The organism is Aerococcus agrisoli, from assembly GCF_003797145.1.
GTDB lineage: Bacteria > Bacillota > Bacilli > Lactobacillales > Aerococcaceae > Aerococcus > Aerococcus agrisoli.
In genome coordinates this window covers 1-21,670 of sequence record NZ_RKMG01000012.1, presented here as the reverse complement: position 1 = coordinate 21,670, position 21,670 = coordinate 1, and the positions used below count along the sequence as shown (strand labels likewise).

The following is a 21,670-nucleotide window of genomic DNA, read 5'->3' as shown; positions in this document are numbered from 1 at the left end:
ACTCTCCTTGTTCTCAAAGGTATTGAGAGCCAATAGACCAAAAGGAGGTGCAAAAGTCTGATGAGTGAAAACACAACTAAATACGAAGTTTTATACATTATTCGTCCTGATATGGAAGAAGCGTCTAAAAAAGCTTTGGTTGAACAATTCGATCAAATCTTAACTTCAAACGGTGTAACAATTAACGAATCTAAAGACTGGGCAAAACGTCGTCTTGCGTACGAAATCAACGATTATAAAGAAGGTATCTACCATCTAGTTGATATTGAAGCTGACGATGCGGAAGGAATCAACGAATTCGACCGTCTTGCCAAAATCAATGACAATATCTTACGTCATATGATTACAAAAATCGAAGACTAATTAACAATACATAATTCGTGAGAGAGGAGTTATTTCATGATTAATAATGTTGTACTGGTCGGCCGTTTGACTCGTGATGTCGATGTGCGTTTTACGCAAAGTGGTGTTGCCGTAGGTTCTTTCAGCATTGCTGTTGAGAGAAACTTTAAAAATGCCCAAGGTGAACGTGAAACAGATTTTATTAACTGTGTCATTTGGCGTAAAGCAGCAGAGAACTTTGCTCGCTTTACACGTAAAGGTTCCCTTGTAGGTGTTGAAGGTAGCATTCAAACTCGTAATTATGAGAACAACCAAGGTCAACGTGTATACGTTACAGAAGTTTTGGTTGATAACTTTAGCTTATTAGAATCAAAATCTGTTACTGAATCTCGCCCTGCCTCTACTAATGACAATAGCGGCTTTGGTGGATTTAATAACAATAATGCCAATAATAACAGCTACAATAACAACCAAGATGCTGATCCATTTGGTGGAAGCAGCTTTAATCAAGGCTCCTCTTCATTTAATGCTGGTAACGATAATCCATTCCCTTCTTCAAACGATGGCAGTGGTTCTATCAATGTTACCGATGATGACTTACCATTTTAATGGTATAAGAAAAGGAGGTTAACAATATGGCAGCACAACGCCGTGGTGGTGGCCGCAGACGCAAGAAAGTATGTTTCTTCTGCGCTAACCATATCGATCATGTAGACTACAAAGACACAGACTTATTGAAACGTTATATTTCTGAAAAAGGTAAAATCTTACCTCGTCGTGTAACAGGTACATGTGCAAAACACCAACGTACTTTAACAGCAGGAATCAAACGCGCTCGTATTATGGCTTTAATTCCATTTACAGCAGCTGACTAATTCCAGCCCAAAAAACCATTTCATCTTCATGATGAAATGGTTTTTTTTGTATATATAGATAATTTAATCGGTCGTAATCTCGATTAGGTTGCCTTCAGGATCTTGGACTACAGATTCATAATAACCATCCCCTGTAGTCCGGGGTCCAGATAGTAATGGATAGCCATCAGCCACTAATTCGGCCGTTTTTGCGTCTACAGCCGCTTTATCACCTACAGATAAGGCAATATGCCCATAACCTAATGCATCGGCTATACGGGGGCTTAAATGCTTTTTATTGGTCAATTCTAAGCGACTCCCCTCATCAAACGTCAGAAAGTATGAAGAAAATCTCGTTTTTGGATTTTCATATTTTTCCCCGACACTAGCACCGAAATATTTGGCGTAAAAAGTACGCATCCCTTCCAAATCATCTACCCATAACGCCACATGTTCAATCTTCAAGTTGAAACACCCCATTCTTTTTCTTTAGCCCTATTATAACAGAAGGCGTTTTCATAAACACACAAAAAAAGACCAGGCAACGCGGCCTGGTCCCATCAACATTTGAATATGCATATTGATTATTTCTATTTGGGAGGAAGAAATAGGATTATGCTAGTGCTTCAACATCTTTAATTGCTTGTTCAAACATTTCACGTGTGATTTCGTATGGCGAGTAAGTTAAGTCACCCATAGTCATCGCTTTATCAACTAATTGTTGTACTTCTTCTTCAGTTGTTACACCTTGATCAGCCAATTTAGTTGGTAATTTGATAGATTCCATGAATGCTTTCATACGGTCACGGTATTCAAATTGTTTGTCCATAGTAAGTAATAATAAGATACCGTAAGATACAACCTCACCGTGTAAGTGTTCATGTGCTTGAGGCAATACAGTATAGCCGTAGTAGTAAGCATGGGCCATATTAGAGTTAATATCATTATCAACAAGTACTGATGCATAAGCAGAAGCACCGATGATTTCTAAGATTACTTCTTCTAATTCCTTATTAGGATCTTGATTTTTCACAGCTTCCAATGCTTTCGCACCAGCAGCCATCAATTTATCATTCGTACCTTTTACAACATTTACACCTAAACGGTTTTCAAAAGATAAATCTCTACCGCGAGAAGAGAAGCTTGTTTCCACTTCTTTAGACATACAGTCACCAATACCAGCCCATAAGTATTCATAAGGCGCTTCAGCGATGATTTGCGTATCGATGAAGGTATGATCAGCAGGCGCTTTTCTAAAAGCTAAACCAGCCATCTCATGGTTATCATGGTACATGACACAAACAGCAGAAGTAGGTGCTGAAACAGATGCCAAAGTAGGAATCGTAAATAAAGGTTTGTCTAAATCACGTGCAACCACCTTAATCGTATCAATCGCACGACCACCACCTACCGCAAAAATCATATCAGCATCTTGCACTTCTTTGATAGCCTTTAATTTTTCAACGTTAGAATAAGAAGCCTCTTTACCATACACTTGCACAGTAAGCACTTCTAATGATGTTTTTTCTAGGGCCGCAGATAACTTTTCTTTACTAGCTGCTAAGGCCTTTTCGCCCCCTAGAATCGCAACAGTCGTACCAAACTGACTGCAATACTCTTCAATTGCATCGAAAGCATCAGTACCGATTGTTAAACTAGGTAGATTTACAGATAGAGACATATTTCGTTCCTTCTTTCTTCTTGATAAAAGTAATCATTTGTATTTGGTCAATTATCTTAACGGTTTAAACCCCTCATCGAGATTGGTGATGGTCGAAGTCACCAACCTCTAGGGCCTTATTGACAAAAATTAATCTTCGTCTACGTCTACGATCCATCCTTCAGGTGCTTCAACTTCACCGAATTGGATAGCTGTTAATTCTTTGTATAATGCTTTAGAAACAGGTCCAACTTCAGTTTCTGAATAGAATACGTGACGGTCATCTTTGTAAGTAACAGAAGCTGCTGGAGAGATGATTGCCGCATTACCCATAGCACCTGCTTCAGCATATTTGTCGAATTCGTCAACCTTGATGTCGCCTTCTTCAACTTCTAAACCTAAGCGATTTTCAGCTAACCATAATAGTGATTTTTTAGTGATTGAAGGTAATACTGTATCAGATTTAGGTGTTACAAATTTGTTTGTGTCTTTTTCAATAGCAAAGAAGTTTGCAGATGAGAATTCATCGATTTTTGTATGTGTAGCTGGGTCTAAGTATAAAACGTCATCGTAACCAGATTCTCTGATTTTCTTAGCTGTAGCTAAAGTAGATGCGTAGTTAGCAGTTGCTTTAATGTTACCAGTACCATCGGCAGCAACACGGTCGTGTTCGTGGTCGATGATGTAGTTATGTGGTACTAAACCACCTTTGTATAAAGGTCCAACTGGTGAAACATAGATAGTGAATAAGTATTCTTCAGCAGCTGAAACTTGGATATGGTCACCAACACCTAATAACATAGGGCGGATAAACATTGCTGCACCATTGTGTCCATATGGTGGTACGTAGTCGCGGTTTGCTTTAACTACCTCTTTACATGCACGGACAAATTCTTCAACTGGCACTTCTGGCATTGCCATACGACGAGCACCACGGTTTAAACGTTCACCGAATTCGTCTGGACGGAATAAAACAACTTTACCGTCTTTGGTACCATAAGCTTTGTTTCCTTCAAATACACCTTGTCCATAGTTTACGATTGGTGCTGCTTCGCGGATTGGTAATTGTGGATCAGTTTCTAATCCAGCTTTATACCATTCGCCATCTTTCCAGTATGCACGCCAACGGTAAGGTACCTCAGTGTAAGAAAAGTCTAATTCGTCCCAGTTCAATTTGTCAGTCATAAAAGCAGCTCCTTTAATTTTATTTTTTGCTTATTTTTATTAGTAAAGAAAAAGGCCTCCCAATCAGCTAACTGAATGGGAGGCCTAAGTCCCATTCAGTTGTTCAACACGAATAGGACTTACGATTAATTATTAGTGTAACCACTAATTCGTAAAGTCCTTGTTATTAATGACAATAATCACTCGTGCTAATGTTTTCATGAGACTACCTCTTTCATTTTCTAATGTAAATTTAATATAACGCAATTGAAAATAGATTGCAAGACCAAAATGAAAAAAAGTTAATAAATTTCATAATTATATTAAAATATTTTTAATAATCAATAACAAGAGACTCTTTAAGATATTCAAATTCATATCATTTACGTACGTAGTTAAGTACGTTATAATATGAATATAAGGAGGGCTAAATTATGAGTAAAATAATTATGAATCCTACTGCTGCTCGAAAAAATTTCTACCAAATTTTGAAAGATGTTAATAAAAATCAATACGAAGTAGAAATTATTAGTGAAAACAAAGAAAATGATGCCGTGATAATTAGTCGTGCAAATTGGAATGCAATTCAAGAAACTTTATTCCTACAAGATAATGGTGTATTAGATAAAGTCCACGAAAGAATGAAAGATAATAGTGGCACAACAGATATTGACGATATTGATTGGGATGATCTTTAATGGATAATTACACAATAAAAATCAAAAATTCTTCAACATCCGATTTAATAAAAATAAAAGAAAGGCCGCTTCGAGAAAGTTTCCAATCCATAATCGAAACTTTAATAAGAAATCCCTATGAACCAACTCAATCATTTGAAAAACTATTTCCACCCGAAAGAGGTCTTTATTCAAGACGAATTAATATTAAACATCGGGTAGTTTATACAATTGATGAAGATCAGAAAATCGTAACTATATACTCTGCAGAGAGTCATTATCGCGATTAAACTAATTCAGAAGGATACCAAAGCTGGGAAAAAGTCTAAAATCTTCGATTTTCGTCCTTGCAGTGTACGTTCCTTATAGCCGTGGGACCGTTTGGAGCCAAGGTCTCCAAACTTTTGATAGCCGCTAGAGGTGCTTTTAGCAACTCTTCGGATATCTTATCCCACGGCATAGGAACTACACTTCTAGTCCTCATATCTTGTAAAAAGTATATATTTTGAATATAGCAAAAGGCGTACACAAGTCATTTTGTAGTGCCCCCCAAAAAAGTTGGAGTAAAAAATGCCCTAATCCACCAAAGTGGACTAAGGCATTTTTTATTTTATTGTTTGAGTTAAGCATAGAACGCCTATAGTTGCATCCTAAAGGTGAGCGTCGGTCCTCACATCCTGAAGTTGAGCTCCAATAAGCAGACCCAATTCCACTTCAGACTATATTGCGCCACATTGCGTGCGTCACTGCTATAGTCTTCCAGTGTTTGGGTCTAAGCGCTTATAGTCGCATCCTAAAGTTGAGTTCGGACCTCCAGAAAGCCTTGCGCTTCAGATTAGATTGCCGATGACTACCGTCATCGTCTGCCCTAATCTTCCACCGGTGGCTTTCTGAGCGTCGGTCCTCACATCCTTATTTTATTCTGTGACAGGTGCGTCTGCTGTTAACTCAACTGAGTGCCATCCAAAGTCAGCTGGTGCATCATAACCGAAGTCATAGTGTTTCACACGGTTGTTAACTGGTAAGACTTCTGTACGGAATAATGTTGGAATAACTGGTGCTTCTTCAGAGAAGTATTTTTGCCATTCGATGAATGTATTTTGTTGGAATTCAGCATCAAAGGCTTCAGCACTAGTGAAGTCAGCCATGAAGTTATCATTTTCTTCAGTTGCCCAACGAGAGAAGTTGAATTCAGCATTACGTCCGTATAATCCGTTTGGTGCTGGGTCAGTACCAGTACCCCAAGCGGCTTGATAGATATCGATATTTTCATCATCGGCTTGTACACGGTCATAGAAGCTGTTGAATTCAAGTAAACGACCATCTGTTAATTGAACGTCTAAACCAATTTCATTCCATGATTGGATGTAGTATTGAGCGATTGGTTCAGCAGTTTCGCCACCCTCCATAGAGGCAAAGTTAATTGTTAATTTTTCCCCGTCTGGATCTTCACGTAAACCATCGCCATCAGTATCTGCATATCCTGCATCATCCAATAATTGGTTGGCTTTGTCAGGGTCATAAGTGTAGCCAGGTACTTCTTCAGTAGTTGCACCAAATGAACCAAATACTGGTGGAATAACAGTATTCGCATTAGAACGTAAACCATTGTAGAAACGCTCTGCAACAGCATTATTATCAAGTGCGTATCCCATAGCTTGACGTAATGATTTGTCTGCCATTTTCGCATTTTCGTCTGGTACAACTTCCCCAGCTTCTGCATCCCATTTACCTAGTTTAAATCCGATATAAGTGTATGATAATTCATCACGACCTAATAAAGAGTAGCCAGGAAGTTCTGCATAAGATTCGTATTGGTCAGTTGGCATAGATAAAGCAATATCGTAAGTACCGTTTTCAAGGGCAGCTACAATTGAGCTAGATGGTACAACTTCTAAGACTACGTTATCTAATTTAGGTGTTCCTAACCAGTAGTTTTCATTCGCTTCGAATTCAACTGATTCACCAGGTGTAACCTTAGTGATACGGAATGGACCGTCACCAACTGGTGTAGAACGGATTTTTTCTGATGATGCTAAATCAGCAACTGGAACGTCGCTTAAGTAGTGTTTAGGCATTGCGTATGACCAGATACCACCACCAGCTTGAAGCATAGATGGACCTACTTCGATGTATTGAATTTCAACAGTTAAATCATCAACGATAGTAATACCAGAAATCGTATCAGCTTCACCATTGTGGTATTCTTCCATACCAACAATGTTCATGAATGTTGAATCGTAACGTACCCCAGTGTAGTCAGGAGAACCGATTACTTCATATGGGAAAACAACGTCTTCTGCCGTTAAGTCGTCACCATCAGACCATTTCAAGCCTTCTTTTAAAGTGATTGTTGCTTTTTTAGCTTCTTGATCTAATTCAACAGTCGCTTTACCAGAATCATCGATTTGGAAGTTTTCATCAGTACCGAATAATGAGTCAAAGGCAAATTGCATAATTTCAGCATCATAAGCATCTTCATAGTATTCCCAAGAGAAAATACCTTGGAATGGAGTATCTGTAACTAAACCTACTTGTAAAGTACCACCATCAATTGCATCACCTTCGTTGTCTACAGTCGTTGATAATTCTGGTGCTGTAGCTTCACCTTCAGTTGATGATTCACCTGAAGCTGATGAAGAATCTGCAGTTTCATCACTTGTAGTACCGCACGCAACTAAAGCTAGTGCCGCTGCGGCCGTTAATCCCAAAAGTTTATACCATTTCTTCATATATTTTCCTCCTTAACCCCTAAGGTCAAATTTGTAATTTTTTATAAAAAAATAATTACCCTAATCGTTGTCTTGCATCTGCAGATCGTTTTAAAGCTTGACCCACATAGTTAATGCAAAGCATCAATACTAAGATTAGTAGTGATGCAGGCAGCCATACCCATGTTTTATTTTCCAGAATATCTGGTGACTGCGCGTAGCTTACGAGTGTTCCCAAACTTGGTGTTGAGGTTGGTAAACCAAACCCTAAATAAGAAAGACCAGTCTCAATACCAATATTTGCGGCGAAGTTTAAAGTTAAATTTACGATAATTAAGGAACTTAAATTAGGAAGTATTTCCTGAAATAAGATTTTGATTGTTGGTGTCCCCATCGTTTTTGAGGCACTGATGTAATCACGTCTACTTTCAGATAGGGCTTTACTACGGATTAACCGTGCTTGACCTACCCAATAAAAAGCACTCATTACTAAGATAAAAGTCCAAACATTATAGTCAGAAACTAATGTAATGAAAACGATGATTAACATGGTTGTAGGTAATAACATAATGAAGTCGATAATACGCATCAAAATGTCATCTACAATACCACCGTAGTAGCCAGCGATTAAGCCGACTGTAATCCCTACGATACTTGTAATTGCAGTAATCGCAAAACCAATGACAATGGAGTTTCTAGCCCCAATAATCAATTGACCGAATATTGAGCGACCACCGGAATCAGTACCAAGGATGTAATCTTCTCCTGGTGGCATATAAGAATCTAGTAAGGATATGCGTAATATTTCATCTTGATCTAAGACCAATGCACCGATGAAAACACCGGCAACAATGAATACCAATAAGATTAGGCTGAATAAAGCCACTTTATCTTTTAAAAATTCACGCCAGATTACCCGGAAGCCTAATGGCGGGGTACTGGTTACTTCATTTGCAACAGCTTCTTGATCGGTTGTCTTTTTAAAATTTTCCATTTATTTTCACTCCTTCCTTCATCTGCCTACTGAATCCGTATACGAGGATCTACGATAGTCATAATAATGTCAGAAAGTAGTGTACCTACAATGGTTGTAATACCAAACAATAATACTAATGCTGTAATGACTGAGTAGTCACGACTGTTGATGGATTGAATAAATAATTGTCCCATACCAGGATAAGCAAAGATTTGTTCAATGAAGACAGAACCACCAATCAGACCAGTAATTTCATAACCAAATGTTGAAGCGACTGGTAAAATAGAGTTTCTGAAAATATGACGGTTGTACACCATATTTTCTGGTACCCCTTTAGAACGAGCAGTCTTAACATAATCTTGTTGTTTTGCGTCAATTACTTCACTACGTAGGTATTGAATAATCCCCGTTGTCGCAAGTAACGCATAAGTAATTGCAGGCAATAGCATATGGTAAATGCGGTCCCAGTAGTAGGATAAGGTACCTTCTGTAACACCAGTACTTACCGAACCATTTGTAGGGAACCACTGCAATTCATAACCAAAGAACCAGACCATTAATAAGGCTAGAACGAAGGTTGGAATTGCATATGAAATGAAGTTATAAAGTACTACCCCTTTATCAAAAGCAGAGTTCGCGTAGCGACCAGCTAAGATACCAAGTGGCAAGGCAATTAAATACGTAAATATCAAGGAAATCAATGATAAGAAAACCGTATTAATTGCACGGTCACCTATTAAAGTAGCGACCGGAACCTTATAGGTATAGGACATACCAAAGTCCCCTTGTAGTGCATTTTTTAGCCAATTAAAATATTGAACTGGCAGTGGGTCATTCAACCCTGCGCGTTCTCTTAAAGCTTCTAAAGTAGAAGGATCAGTTTCTGGTGTAATCAAACCGGTAAAAGGATCTCCAGGCATAAAACGTGCAACGATAAATACCAAGATACTTAAAATCATAATTTGTGGGAGCATCAGGATGACCCGTCTTAAAATGGTTTTCCACATTTTAATTGCCCCCTTTCGTATTTGGATTTAAAGCGACTTCATGATTGGCTGCAAAAGGTACTAAATCATATACACGATTATTTTCATCATAATATTGATTAGAAGTCTTTTGATATTCAGCATCAATTGCTTGTCGTCTTTGTTTAATTTCAACCCGTTTACCAGGATCCATCTCTGGAATAGCTGCAAGCAAGCGTTTTGTATAAATATGTTGCGGATTTCTAAAAATCTCTTTCTTGCTACCATGTTCCACAAAACGACCCTTATGCATGATGGCAATTTCATCTGCCATATGTTCCACAACCCCTAAATCATGGGAAATGAACAGGTAACTCAAGTTATATTCACTTTGTATGCGCTTCATAAAGTTTAGAACCTGTGCCTGAACGGACAAGTCTAAGGCCGATGTTGGTTCATCCGCAATAATTAACTTGGGATTACTTGCAACAGCTCGAGCAACACCTAAACGTTGTCGCTGACCACCTGAAAATTCATGTGGATATTTATAAATGGTATCTTCATTCAATCCAACAATTTCTAATAACTCAATCACGCGATGTTTAATTTCTTTATCAGAATAGTTGTAATAATTTCTAATTGGTTCTGCAATTACATCTAAAATCCGTTTTTTCGGATTCAATGACATTGTAGAATCTTGGAAAATCATTTGCACGTTACGGTTATATTCACCGTATTTGCCATGTTTTTTCCGAGCTTTATTTGTAACATCTGTTCCCTCATATAAAACTTGGCCGGATGTAATTTTCTCTAACCCAATAATGGCACGGCCAATGGTTGACTTACCAGAACCCGACTCACCAACTAGTCCATACGTCTTACCGCTCTCAATCTCAAGATTAATACCATCTACGGCATAAACATTGTCTTGAATTGTGTTAAAAAAGCCACCGCGGATTGGATAATGGACTTTTAAATCTTTTACTTCAATAAATCCCATTAGACAACACCATCCTTAAACTCGTCGACATCTTCTTGTTCTGGGAAGTGGAAATGTTCCCAACAAGTACATTTCACGAAATGATTTGGTGTTACTTCATGGAAAGTAGGATTCTCCTCATGCTCACTTGCATCAATCCAAGGAATACGATCTGCAAAACGACACCCTGTTCGAGGTAGGTTTTGTAAAGAAGGTACGGTTCCCTGAATTACGTGAAGCTCATCTTGTTCATTTTCTAATCCTTGTGGTACGGAATTTAGAAGTGAACGCGTATATGGATGTTTCGGATTATTAAATAATTCAAATACATCTGCAACTTCGATAACTTCACCTGCATACATCACAGCTACTTTATCAGCTGTTTGTGCAACTACCCCTAAATCATGGGTAATTAATAGGATTCCTGAACCAATTTCATCCTGGATATCAGTCATTAAGTCTAAAATTTGCGCTTGAACGGTTACATCAAGTGCTGTTGTAGGCTCATCCGCAATAATAATTGCTGGTTTATTGGCCAAGGCAATAGCAATCACTACCCTTTGGCGCATCCCACCTGATAATTCATGAGGATATTGTTTCATCACGCGTTTAGGATTAGGAATTTGCACTTGTTCTAGCAATTCTTCTACCCTAGCGTAACGTTCTTCCTTATTAAGTGTTGAATGGTAAAGCAACGTTTCAGCGATTTGATCTTGAACGGTCATTAATGGATTCAAGGACCCTAATGGATCTTGGAAAATCATACCGATATCGTTTCCACGTAGTTCATTAAACTCTGCTTCAGTGTTTTCTAACAAATTCTTTCCATTATAGATAATTTCACCTGAGATACGAGTATTACCCTTATCATGTAAACCTACAATGGAAGTGGCTAAAGTACTCTTTCCTGATCCAGACTCTCCAACAATTGCGAGGACCTCGTTCTTGTTTAAAGTTAAGGAGACGTCGTCAACAGCATTGAAGTACTCATCACCGAAACGAAAACCTGTTTCTAAATGATTGATTGACAATAGATGCTCAGAAGGCAATATAGTCACCTCTTCCTTATGTAAGATATTTTTAATTAGAGATAATTAATCTTATTCTAATGTTCGTGTTTAAAATACCTTACCTTACTCAGAAATATATTTCAAGTTAAATAATTAAAAATGTTACATTTTCTTCATAAATTTTTAATATTTGTATGTATTGGTAACCGTTACCATTTAATGTAGTTTTAATAAACATGTATGGTTTTTATCAGATGAATACAGGGAAACAAACGTTTGTGGATAAGTGTGTGAGTAAGTCGTCATTACCTTGTATAAAGACCGTATATTCGCTACTTTGACTTGTGGACAAATACGAACAAGTTTGACCGAAATTAACTGTCTGAAACAACTTATACACATGTGGAAATTTGATTCAGGTGAGTAAATGAAGTTTGATTTTGGGGAAAATAATAGCTGATGTAGCAAAAATGATGTTAGCTTATGTAACAGGTGAATACAATAATTGTTGTAGTACAGTTGATAGAATTTTTGGTAAATATAAGAAAAATAAATGAGAAAAAGTGAATAAAGATGAAGGTGTGAAATTAGACGAATGGTGAAATAAGTGAAGAGATAGAAAGAAGATGGTAGAAAATAGAAAAAGACATATAAGAGGTAGTATAAGAAAAAAGTGTAAATAATGTATGAGAGGCTGAAGAACGGATGAATGTATCTAGTTTGCATATGGAGTAATAGAGAGTAATAAACGATACTATTATTATTGCTGTTGGACCTCTAGTTTTTCTGAGCCCTATTCTTATATTTTGATACAAATACTTACTTAGTTGGATACATAGGTGGGCTATGCTGCTATGTTTAATCTCTTTCTGCTGTTGATTGAACATGAAAAATGAAAGTTTATTTTGAATAAATGTATTGAATATTGATACATAGCTATGCAGAGATGATTGCCAGGAGGATTTTAATGACATTGGCTAGTTGAAGTTTTAAGTAAGTACTTATTGGTACCAGTAACCCACGCCTCACAGGCCTATAAATGCTTATATATGTTTCACGTGAAACATTGAGATCGTGATTTTGACAGATAATTAATGATTGTTATTAATTATTTGGTAATCTAACTGTCAAAACGCTTATTTTTGCTGTATTTTAACGTATTTCTATGTACCTATTGGATCCTGTAAGTATTTTTATTCCAGTAATTTAAGTTGTATGACATATTTTTTATGTTGACTGTCTCGCGTTGTGTGTCGTTTTGTATGCGAGTCCTTATGTGAGTGGTGTTGCAGGTGTTATTGAATTGATATGGAAACGATTGATAAATAATTATAAACATTTATTTAACTAGTTATTTTGAATTTTTTGTTTTATCCTCATAAATGAGCTATGAAGATAGGAATTCTTTCTATTATTCTAGATTTGATCATGATAGAGCTTTAATATGGTATTGAAGGACAAAGAGAATGTTTCACGTGAAACATTCTCTTTGTTCTTTGTTAGTTTATACATAAGTAAGTAATTATGTATAAACTAATTTAGCTTGATGATGTGAAACATTATTAGGTTGATAGATTAGAATACTGATTGTTTCACGTGAAACAATTTGAATTCAGAGAATCAAATGTAAAGTAATTATTAGCTGGTGTGGTGCCTTAATGTAATCTATGTCATTTTGTATACGTTTATGCTAGTCCTATGTCTAACAGCAGGTGTCATTTATCACTGTGAAAATATTATCGTCAAGTTCTCAAGTAGTTAATAATGAATTTATAAGTCTCGTATATAAGGCTACTACTGCGTAAATCCAGTAGAAATTTATTCAAATATTTTTTGAGAGTTATTGCGCTAAGTTTGAAAATGTCATCGATCGTCATGAATATAGTGACAGTGGTGCTTCATTGGTGCGTGTTGCCTTCATAACGTTATAAAAAGATATAATTATCAGTATTTTGTATCCAACTGTTTGCTCTAGACTGTCTGCTTACTTGTAAGGACATTGACACTATAAATGAAGAAACAATCTCACCAATTACACCACAGACCACAAGACAACTATGATGAGGGAAGGGTTTGCTTATATAACCGTATCCGTATCCTCCAGGTTAGTTAACTTAATGAATGAAGTATTAAGTATTAAGTACTATTTATATTATTAGTAACTTATTTAAAAGATAAATGTTTCACGTGAAACATTTGGATCTATTTAGAAGAATAATTATGTAAGTTAATATGAAGTATTACTGTGATTGATTCGAACCATACATAGATAGCATAGAAATGGGATGGTGTAGGTGGTGAATCAAATATAGATAGCGTTGTTTATTATATTGTTAAATAAAAGTGGAAAGAATTAATTTTTCAATTCTGATCAACGCCATTGGTTGCTTGCTGGTGAGGGGGATGAAGAAGGATGATAACAGGTTTATTGAACTAAAAAATTGTAAGAATTTAGAATGAATAATGTAGATGTATTGTAATGTAATTTTTCTACTATTGGATCTACGAAACTTAAACCAAAGTTTTGGATAATAGAGATCGAAGAGTTTAGTTGAATTGAAGCGAGAAAATAGGGAAAGGGGGAAGTATTAGGATTAAAATACTAATTAGCACCCAAAATAGAGATACTAGAAAGAATAATGTTTCACGTGAAACATTATTCTGAAAAAAACATTAATAGAAGAGATTTTTGGAAAAAATAGGTTACTATTCTTATGAAATGTCGTTAAAATTGAGTAAATTGTTCCGTGTGAAACAATTCATAAAGAACATATGTTCTATAACCCTAAATCAATACATAAAACTGATAGTTTTTAAAGATTGTGTTAAAATGGGTAATGTCAAAGTGTCTAATTATTGACCTAAAGGAGAATATTTATGAAGAGAGAGAATTGGCAGTCAAAAATTCCATCTTTCTTATTACAACCAATTATTATCTGGCCATTAGTGATTAGTTTGCTTTTATTAATCATTATTGCAGGGATGAGTTTAATGGGAAATCTACAGTTGGGGATTATTACTATTATAATCGTCATCGTAGTAATTGGTTTATTGGGATTTGTTTCTTTCCAAATGCTTCATGCCTTAAATACTTATATTTTAAGTCTAGGTAATCAAATAAAGTCTGTTCAAAGCGAGATTTTATTGAAGATGCCGATTGGTATTATTGTATTTGATGAGAATGCTACTACGATTGAATGGGTAAATCCCTTTTTACAAAAATACTTCTATCAAAAAGAAATTATTGGTTTAGATATTAGTGATTTGGATGAGGAATTGAATGACCTGTATCAAGAGTTTCAAGATGATAAAACATTGAAATCTAAACGATTTGAATGGAAAAATGCATATTTTGAAGTGACTTATTTGCGTGAGGAACATGCAATGTACTTCATTGATTCCACTAAATATGGCATTATTGCTGAGAATGCTGATGCTAGCCGAATCGTAATTGCGCATATCGTAATTGATAACTATGATGAAACAGTTTCTTCAATGAATGATAGACGTAAGTCAACGATTGATAACTCTATGACGAGTGATTTATCGAAATGGGCTAAGAACTATGATTCTTATGTGAAACGTTTAGATGATGATCATTTCTTATTGGTATCTACGTATGGCCAATTAACTTTAATGGAAGAAAATAAGTTTGCCATTGTAGATAATATCAGAGAGAAAACATCTAAAGCCAACGCACCGTTAACGATTTCAATGGGTATTGCATATCAAGAAAAAGAAGATGTGATTGATGTTGATGATATTTCAGATCAAGCGCAATCTAACTTAGACTTGGCATTAAGTCGTGGTGGAGACCAGGTAGTTATTCGTACGAAGAATCAAAAAGCACGTTACTATGGTGGTAAAACGAATCCTATGGAAAAACGTACGCATGTGCGTTCACGTCAAATTGCCAATACAATTGCAGCGATGATCAAGAATACATCATCGGTATTTGTTATGGGACATGACTATCCAGATATGGATGCCATCGGTGCTAGTGTAGGTATTCGTCGTATTGCAGAAATGAATAATCAAATGTGTTATATCATTATTGATGAATCTCGCATTAATGATGATGCGGAACGTTTATTGGCAGAATTACGTAAAGATGAAGTCATTGCTGCTTCTTTAATTACACCAGAACAAGCGGCTACGTTAATGGAATCAGATTCGCTATTATTCTTAGTAGACGTTCATAAGCCATCTATTACGATTGCACCTGATTTGATTACCTCAAATAGACCTGTTATTATTATTGATCACCACCGTAAAGGCGAAGAAATCCCAGATAATGTTATGCTGGAGTATATTGAGCCATATGCATCATCAACGAGTGAGTTAATTACAGAATTCTTTGAGTATCAAAATCAAGATGGGGAACCAATTAAACGTATCGAGGCTACAGCAATGTTAGCTGGTATCATCGTTGATACACGTAACTTCTCATTGCGTACGGGTTCTCGTACATTTGATGCAGCAAGTTATTTAAAATCTGTAGGGGCTGACTCATATATGATTCAAAACTTACTAAAAGAAGATTTATCAGACTATGTGAAACGTAACCAATTAATTGAAAACGTTGAATTAGTATCTGGTAATCTAGGTATTGCTCACGGTGCAGATGATGAAGTATATGACTCTGTAACGGCTGCTCAGGCAGCAGATACGTTATTATCTATGCGTAATGTAGATGCTTCCTTTGTTGTCTACTTAAGAGAAGATGGCAGGGTTGGTATTTCAGCTCGTAGCTTGGGCACGATTAACGTTCAAAGAGCAATGGAAGAATTAGGTGGTGGGGGCCATTTATCAAATGCAGCCACCCAAATTGCAGATGTTACTGTTTCTGAAGCAGTAGACATGTTAAAATCAGTTATTATTGAAAAGAATGAGGAGGATGAATAATCATGAAGGTTATTTTTCTAGCAGATGTTAAAAATCAAGGTAAAAAAGGTCAAGTAAAAGAAGTGCCAAATGGCTACGCTCAAAACTTTTTGATTAAAAAAGGTTTAGCTGAGGAAGCTACTTCTAGTGCAGTTTCTGCTTTACGTGGTCAAGAAAAAGCAAATGAAAAATTAGCACAAGAAGAACTTGAAGAAGCTAAAAAATTAAAGGCAACAATTGAAGATGAAAAAACAATTGTTACAATTAAAGCTAAAGGTGGCGAAGATGGCCGTTTATTTGGTTCAGTACCATCTAAACAAATCGCTACTGCTTTGTTAAAACAATACGATATTAAAGTAGATAAACGTAAAATGGACTTAGATGAACCAATCCGTTCATTTGGTTTTACAAATGTACCGGTGAAATTGCACCATGAAGTAGAAGCAACTATCCGTGTTCATATTGTAGAAGAATAATCATTTCAGACAGCAAAAAATGGAGCTTGGGACTAATTACCCGAGCTCATTTTTTTGTTGCTATGACTTTTATCAATTGATGTTGAATTTATTCCATTTATGGCTAGATTTTTAGTATAATGGTTAGGTAATGGAGGTGCTGATTTGGCGGAAAATTTTGATAACATAACACCGCCTCAAAGTATTGAAGCCGAGCAAGCTGTACTTGGTGCGATCTTACTTGATTCCGATGTGTTTATTTCTGTGCTTGAGTATGTATCAGCTGACGATTTTTATAGTCGTGCGAATCAGTTGATCTTTGAAGCTATGGAAGAACTAAGCCGGGACGATGAGGCAATTGATGCATTAACGGTACAACAAAAGTTAAATAACATGCATATGCTCGAAAACGTGGGCGGTTATGAGTACATTTTCCAATTGGCGAATGATACACCGACTGCTGCGAATGCGGAGTATTATGCCAAAATAGTGGAAGAAAAATCCCTATTAAGAAAATTAATTCAAGCATCAAATAAAATTTCTCGCGAGAGTTATGAGCAGGAAGAGTCAGTTTCTGTTATCCTAGATGAGGCAGAAAAAGCCATTTTAAATGTGGCTGAAAATCGTAATCGAAATGGGTTTATCCATATCCGAGACGTTGTGTTGGAAAGTATGGAAAATCTGGATGATTTGTCTAGAAATGGCCAAGAGGTTACAGGTATTCCTACGGGTTACCCAGATCTTGATCATATGACTGCGGGGTTACAACCCGAGGAACTGATTATTCTTGCAGCACGTCCTGCCGTTGGTAAGACTGCATTTGCTTTGAATATTGCACAAAATGTAGCGACAAAGCAAGGTGGCGTGGTAGCTGTCTTTAGTTTGGAGATGGGTGCGGAATCATTGGTTAACCGTATGATTTGTGCCGAGGGTAGTATCAATGCGGGGCATTTGAAAACGGGGCAATTAACCGATGATGAATGGTCTGATTTGATTGTTGCGTCAGGTGCCTTATCAGAAGCGGATATCTATATTGATGATACGCCAGGTATTAGGGTTACCGAAATTAGATCTAAAAGTAGACGTTTACTTAAAGAACGGGGACAACTAGATTTAATCGTTATAGACTACCTTCAATTGATTGAAGGGTCTGGTAAAAGAAATGAAAATAGACAACAAGAAGTGTCTGAAATTTCGCGTCAGTTGAAGAAAATTGCTAAGGAATTACATGTACCTGTAATTGCCTTGTCGCAGTTATCTCGTGGTGTGGAACAACGTCAGGATAAACGCCCTGTGTTGTCTGATATTCGTGAGTCTGGATCTATTGAACAGGATGCGGATATTGTTGCTTTCCTTTATCGTGATGATTATTATGAACGTGGTGAAGGTGGCAGCGAAGATAGTGATGAGCCGAGACTTGAAGATAACATTGTCGAAGTGATTATTGAAAAGAACCGGTCTGGTGCGCGTGGTACAGTGAAACTTATTTTTACAAAAGAATTTAACAAATTTTCATCGGTAAGCTTTAGAACCGATGATGGTATGTTTAATTAAAGAGAGGAAAATTATATATGTCAGGAATAGTCGTAGTAGGTACTCAGTGGGGAGACGAAGGGAAAGGTAAAATTACCGATTTCCTAGCGAAAGATGCATCTGTGATTGTGCGTTATCAAGGTGGAGATAATGCAGGTCATACGATTCAATTCGATGGCACTAAGTATGCTTTACACTTGATTCCTTCAGGTATCTTCTCATCTGAGAAATTATCTGTTATTGGTAACGGTGTGGTTGTGAATCCTAAGGCTTTGATTAAAGAATTAAATTACTTGAGAGACCATGGCATCGATGTGAGTGGTTTACGTATTTCAGACCGTGCTCACGTGATTTTGCCTTACCATATTGAGTTAGACCGTTTGCAAGAAGAAGCAAAAGGTGACGATAAAATTGGTACAACAATCAAGGGTATTGGTCCAGCATATACTGATAAAGCTTCTCGTAGCGGTATTCGTATGTGTGATTTACTTGAAAAAGATACATTCGCAGCTAAGTTAAAAGAAAATATGACTTACAAAAATGACGTTATTACAAAAATTTATGGTGGCGAAGCCTTAAATTATGACGAAATTTTAGAAGAATACTACGCTTATGGTCAAGAAATCAAAGAATTTGTTGCGGATACTTCTGTTATCATCAACGAATACTTAGACCGCGGTGAAAATGTTTTATTCGAAGGTGCGCAAGGTAACCTATTAGATATTGACCAAGGTACTTATCCATTCGTTACATCTTCAAACCCTGTTTCTGGTGGTGCTACTGTAGGTACTGGTGTAGGTCCAACACAAATTTCTAAAGTTGTTGGTGTTGCGAAAGCATATACTTCTCGTGTAGGTGAAGGTGCATTCCCAACTGAATTATTTGATGAAGTTGGAAACCAAATCCGTGAAGTTGGTCGCGAATATGGTACGACTACTGGTCGTCCACGCCGTGTTGGTTGGTTTGACTCTGTAGTAATGCGTCACTCAAAACGTATTTCAGGTTTAACTGATTTATCATTGAACTCAATTGATGTTTTATCAGGCCTTGAAACAGTGAAAATCTGTGTGGCTTACGAAAAAGCTGATGGTACACGTATTGATTACTACCCAGCTAGCTTGAACCAATTGGCTGAATGTAAACCTGTTTATGAAGAATTACCAGGTTGGTCTGAAGATATTACTTCTGCGAAAACATTAGAAGAATTACCTGATAATGCACGTCGTTACGTAGAACGTGTTGGAGAATTAGTTGGCGTTAACATTGCAACATTCTCTGTTGGTCCAGACCGTACACAAACAAATATTTTAGAAGATATCTGGAATAGCTAATTTTAATAGTTTATTCTGGCATTGATAAGGATCCTGAAAGGGGTCCTTTTTGTTTTTTGTGCAATGTTCATTTTGGTATTTATCATTTTTTAAAGTTAAAACCCTTGAATTTACTATTTTCTGGGTGTAGAATAGTAATGTTACATGTGTGAAGCACATTTGATGGATCGATAGCTCAGTTGGTAGAGCAACGGACTCTTAATCCGTGGGTCCAGGGTTCGAGCCCCTGTCGGTCCATATTTTAAAAAAGTAAAAGCCCCAAAAGGTTGAATTATCAATCTTTTGGGGCTTTTTTGTGAGGCTATTAGGTCAAAGTGTGCACCCTTTTGTGCACTAATATTTGCAAATAAAAATAGAAAGCGTACAATTACATTAAAATTTACTGTAACCGTTTTCTGTATAGGAGAATGTTGATGAATAAAGATGTATTGTATATCCTTTCGATGGCCGTGTTGTTTCTGGGGTTTACTGCTATTTTTCTAGTCTTTTTACCAAATTTAAATACGGGCTTTTTGGTACCTTTTTCATTTATTACCGCGTATTTGAGTGATAAGTTAGTTACACGTATCATATATGGACCTACAAATAAAGCATGAGAATTCCAGAATAAAAAGATAACCCAAAGAGAAGAGCTGCGTAACGAATTAGTATGTTTATACTAATTCTGCTCACAAGTTTCTCAGAGGGTTATCTTTTTTATTAGTAGGTTAGCGCGTATTTTAAATTGTTAGACCGTTTAGTTTTGAAGTTAGACGAATAAGGTAATGAATGTACGAACAGCCATAAATGCAGTTAATACAACAACAATCCAACCTGATATGGTGAGTAATTTTGAATGTTTATAGTCACCAACAATATTGATTCGACGAGAGGCAATTAGCATTGAACCGAGTGTTAATGGTAAAATCATGCCGTTAAGGGCACCTACAATTACTAGGACTTGGGCGGGTTGACCAACTAGTAAGAAAATTAATTCAGCAATTAGGACAAGAATAATAATTGACCAACGTTCATTTTTATTAACCCATGGAATGAGCGTTTTGATGAAGGAAATTGATGTATAAGAACATCCTGTGATGGCATTAAGTCCAGAGGTAAACATTAGAATGCCGAAAGCAATATAGCCAAATTGACCAACAGAGGATTGAAATACAGTAGCTGCTGGGTTATTTGGATCTAGATGAACACCTTGAGATACGACACCAAGACTAGCTAAGAATAAAAGAATGCGCATCACTGTCGATACACCGATACCTGAACTAGCAGAATGATCGACTTGATTAACAGCGTTTGTTCCTGTGACATGGGCGTCTAATAAGCGATGGCCACCAGAGAAGGTGATGTATCCCCCAACAGTTCCTCCGACAATAGTTAAAATTGCTGAAACATCAAATTTTGTTGGTACAAATGTACTGAGAATCGCATCTAATACAGGGGGCTGAGAACGGAAAACAACGTAAGCCATTAAAATAATCATGACACCTGCTACAAGGGTAGAAAGTTTATCCAACATGTTGGCTATGTCTTTTCTGAAAAAGAAAGCTAAAACAAGGAGGGTGCCAATAAGAGATGAAATTTTCGTATCGATGCCAAAAAGTACATTCAAACCTAATGCAGCACCACCAATATTACCTGTGTTAAATGCAATACCTCCTAAAACGATAAGGATGGCAATAAAATTACCTAAACCAGGTTTTACTTTGTTGGCAATATCTTGTCCGCGCAAACCACTGACGGAAATGACGCGCCAAACGTTTAACTGCACGATAAGGCAGATGATTGTGGCAACTAAAATAACAAAACCAAAATTCGCTCCTAGTTGTTCAGTGAAGGTAGCAGTTTGGGTAAGAAAGCCAGGTCCAATTGCTGAGGTACCCATAATGAAGGCTGCACCAATTAACGCACGACGATCAGATTTTTTGATGGTTTGTGTTGTATCATTTATTTGTTTCGACATTGGTTCATGCTCCTAATTTGAAGTTTAATTTTGAAAGGCTATTCATTTATGTTTTCATGAGCCAATCGATCATTTTATCAATTGTATGTATTGTACAATTGGAAACAATCATGAGCAAGACACTCCGTATTGTTTTTTAAAATTTTATATTTGTATGACGAATTTACAATTT

The 21,670-nt window shown here is 36.7% G+C and carries 19 protein-coding genes and 1 tRNA gene; 11 read left to right on the top strand and 9 right to left on the bottom strand.

Features of this window, described 5'->3' with window-relative positions; translation table 11 throughout:
- The first annotated feature begins 60 nt into the window (after nucleotides 1-60).
- From rpsF to rpsR, 3 genes are read left to right on the top strand one after another with little or no spacing between them, the layout of a single operon-like run.
- The gene (gene rpsF / locus EF384_RS04920; protein ID WP_070467755.1) at nucleotides 61-363 is read left to right on the top strand and encodes a 30S ribosomal protein S6; all 303 of its coding nucleotides are present in this window, start codon (nucleotides 61-63) and stop codon (nucleotides 361-363) included.
- Between the two features lie 36 nt (nucleotides 364-399).
- Nucleotides 400-951: a single-stranded DNA-binding protein gene (ssb, locus tag EF384_RS04915; RefSeq protein WP_123779871.1), complete on the top strand. Its 552-nt coding sequence runs from the start codon at nucleotides 400-402 to the stop codon at nucleotides 949-951.
- A 26-nt stretch (nucleotides 952-977) separates the two neighbouring features.
- Nucleotides 978-1,217: a 30S ribosomal protein S18 gene (gene rpsR, locus EF384_RS04910; protein ID WP_094518639.1), complete on the top strand. Its 240-nt coding sequence runs from the start codon at nucleotides 978-980 to the stop codon at nucleotides 1,215-1,217.
- Nucleotides 1,218-1,280: 63 nt separating this feature from the next.
- Here the strand turns inward: rpsR and EF384_RS04905 are convergent, their stop codons facing one another.
- The 3 genes from EF384_RS04905 to EF384_RS04895 all read right to left on the bottom strand — a co-directional run bounded on the left by EF384_RS04905 (nucleotide 1,281) and on the right by EF384_RS04895 (nucleotide 4,041).
- A complete protein-coding gene (locus EF384_RS04905; protein ID WP_123779870.1) occupies nucleotides 1,281-1,661 on the bottom strand; it encodes a VOC family protein in 381 nt (126 codons plus the stop codon).
- Nucleotides 1,662-1,809: 148 nt separating this feature from the next.
- On the bottom strand, nucleotides 1,810-2,877 hold the full coding sequence (locus EF384_RS04900; RefSeq protein ID WP_123779869.1) for an iron-containing alcohol dehydrogenase family protein: 1,068 nt from the start codon (nucleotides 2,875-2,877) through the stop codon (nucleotides 1,810-1,812).
- Nucleotides 2,878-3,006: 129 nt separating this feature from the next.
- Nucleotides 3,007-4,041, bottom strand: a complete 1,035-nt coding sequence (locus EF384_RS04895; protein WP_123779868.1) for a branched-chain amino acid aminotransferase — start codon at nucleotides 4,039-4,041, stop codon at nucleotides 3,007-3,009.
- Nucleotides 4,042-4,454: 413 nt separating this feature from the next.
- Between EF384_RS04895 and EF384_RS04890 the strand changes: the two genes are divergently transcribed.
- On the top strand, nucleotides 4,455-4,718 hold the full coding sequence (locus tag EF384_RS04890) for a type II toxin-antitoxin system Phd/YefM family antitoxin (protein ID WP_123779867.1): 264 nt from the start codon (nucleotides 4,455-4,457) through the stop codon (nucleotides 4,716-4,718).
- Nucleotides 4,718-4,987: a Txe/YoeB family addiction module toxin gene (locus tag EF384_RS04885; RefSeq protein WP_123779866.1), complete on the top strand. Its 270-nt coding sequence runs from the start codon at nucleotides 4,718-4,720 to the stop codon at nucleotides 4,985-4,987. Before EF384_RS04890 ends, EF384_RS04885 begins: the two co-directional genes overlap by 1 nt.
- A gap of 627 nt (nucleotides 4,988-5,614) precedes the next feature.
- Here EF384_RS04885 and opp4A read toward each other — a convergent pair.
- Genes opp4A through EF384_RS04860 form a run of 5 tightly spaced genes read right to left on the bottom strand, consistent with a single transcriptional unit; the run spans nucleotide 5,615 to nucleotide 11,377 of the window.
- Nucleotides 5,615-7,429 (bottom strand): oligopeptide ABC transporter substrate-binding protein, encoded by a 1,815-nt coding sequence (gene opp4A, locus EF384_RS04880; protein ID WP_123779865.1) that lies wholly within the window; start codon nucleotides 7,427-7,429, stop codon nucleotides 5,615-5,617.
- Between the two features lie 55 nt (nucleotides 7,430-7,484).
- On the bottom strand, nucleotides 7,485-8,402 hold the full coding sequence (locus EF384_RS04875) for an ABC transporter permease (protein WP_123779864.1): 918 nt from the start codon (nucleotides 8,400-8,402) through the stop codon (nucleotides 7,485-7,487).
- Between the two features lie 26 nt (nucleotides 8,403-8,428).
- Nucleotides 8,429-9,391: an oligopeptide ABC transporter permease gene (gene opp4B / locus EF384_RS04870; protein WP_123779863.1), complete on the bottom strand. Its 963-nt coding sequence runs from the start codon at nucleotides 9,389-9,391 to the stop codon at nucleotides 8,429-8,431.
- A 1-nt stretch (nucleotide 9,392) separates the two neighbouring features.
- The gene (locus EF384_RS04865; RefSeq protein WP_123779862.1) at nucleotides 9,393-10,349 is read right to left on the bottom strand and encodes an ATP-binding cassette domain-containing protein; all 957 of its coding nucleotides are present in this window, start codon (nucleotides 10,347-10,349) and stop codon (nucleotides 9,393-9,395) included.
- Nucleotides 10,349-11,377 carry an ABC transporter ATP-binding protein gene (locus EF384_RS04860; protein WP_233570039.1) on the bottom strand — a complete coding sequence of 343 codons (1,029 nt, stop codon included), beginning with the start codon at nucleotides 11,375-11,377 and terminating at the stop codon, nucleotides 10,349-10,351. The genes EF384_RS04865 and EF384_RS04860 overlap by 1 nt, the downstream gene beginning before the upstream one ends.
- Before the next feature lie 2,838 nt (nucleotides 11,378-14,215).
- Here EF384_RS04860 and EF384_RS04855 point away from each other — a divergent pair.
- From EF384_RS04855 to EF384_RS04830, 6 genes are all read left to right on the top strand, one after another.
- On the top strand, nucleotides 14,216-16,243 hold the full coding sequence (locus EF384_RS04855) for a DHH family phosphoesterase (protein ID WP_123779861.1): 2,028 nt from the start codon (nucleotides 14,216-14,218) through the stop codon (nucleotides 16,241-16,243).
- A gap of 2 nt (nucleotides 16,244-16,245) precedes the next feature.
- Nucleotides 16,246-16,698: a 50S ribosomal protein L9 gene (gene rplI, locus EF384_RS04850; RefSeq protein WP_094518606.1), complete on the top strand. Its 453-nt coding sequence runs from the start codon at nucleotides 16,246-16,248 to the stop codon at nucleotides 16,696-16,698.
- Between the two features lie 144 nt (nucleotides 16,699-16,842).
- Complete coding sequence (gene dnaB / locus EF384_RS04845) at nucleotides 16,843-18,231, top strand: replicative DNA helicase (RefSeq protein ID WP_123779860.1); 1,389 nt, start codon at nucleotides 16,843-16,845, stop codon at nucleotides 18,229-18,231.
- A 17-nt stretch (nucleotides 18,232-18,248) separates the two neighbouring features.
- Nucleotides 18,249-19,541 (top strand): adenylosuccinate synthase, encoded by a 1,293-nt coding sequence (locus EF384_RS04840; RefSeq protein ID WP_123779859.1) that lies wholly within the window; start codon nucleotides 18,249-18,251, stop codon nucleotides 19,539-19,541.
- A 164-nt stretch (nucleotides 19,542-19,705) separates the two neighbouring features.
- Nucleotides 19,706-19,778 (top strand) — tRNA-Lys (locus EF384_RS04835).
- A 176-nt stretch (nucleotides 19,779-19,954) separates the two neighbouring features.
- Complete coding sequence (locus EF384_RS04830) at nucleotides 19,955-20,137, top strand: hypothetical protein (RefSeq protein ID WP_123779858.1); 183 nt, start codon at nucleotides 19,955-19,957, stop codon at nucleotides 20,135-20,137.
- A gap of 152 nt (nucleotides 20,138-20,289) precedes the next feature.
- Here EF384_RS04830 and EF384_RS04825 read toward each other — a convergent pair whose 3' ends face one another.
- The gene (locus EF384_RS04825; protein WP_123779857.1) at nucleotides 20,290-21,498 is read right to left on the bottom strand and encodes an NRAMP family divalent metal transporter; all 1,209 of its coding nucleotides are present in this window, start codon (nucleotides 21,496-21,498) and stop codon (nucleotides 20,290-20,292) included.
- Nucleotides 21,499-21,670 lie beyond the last annotated feature (172 nt).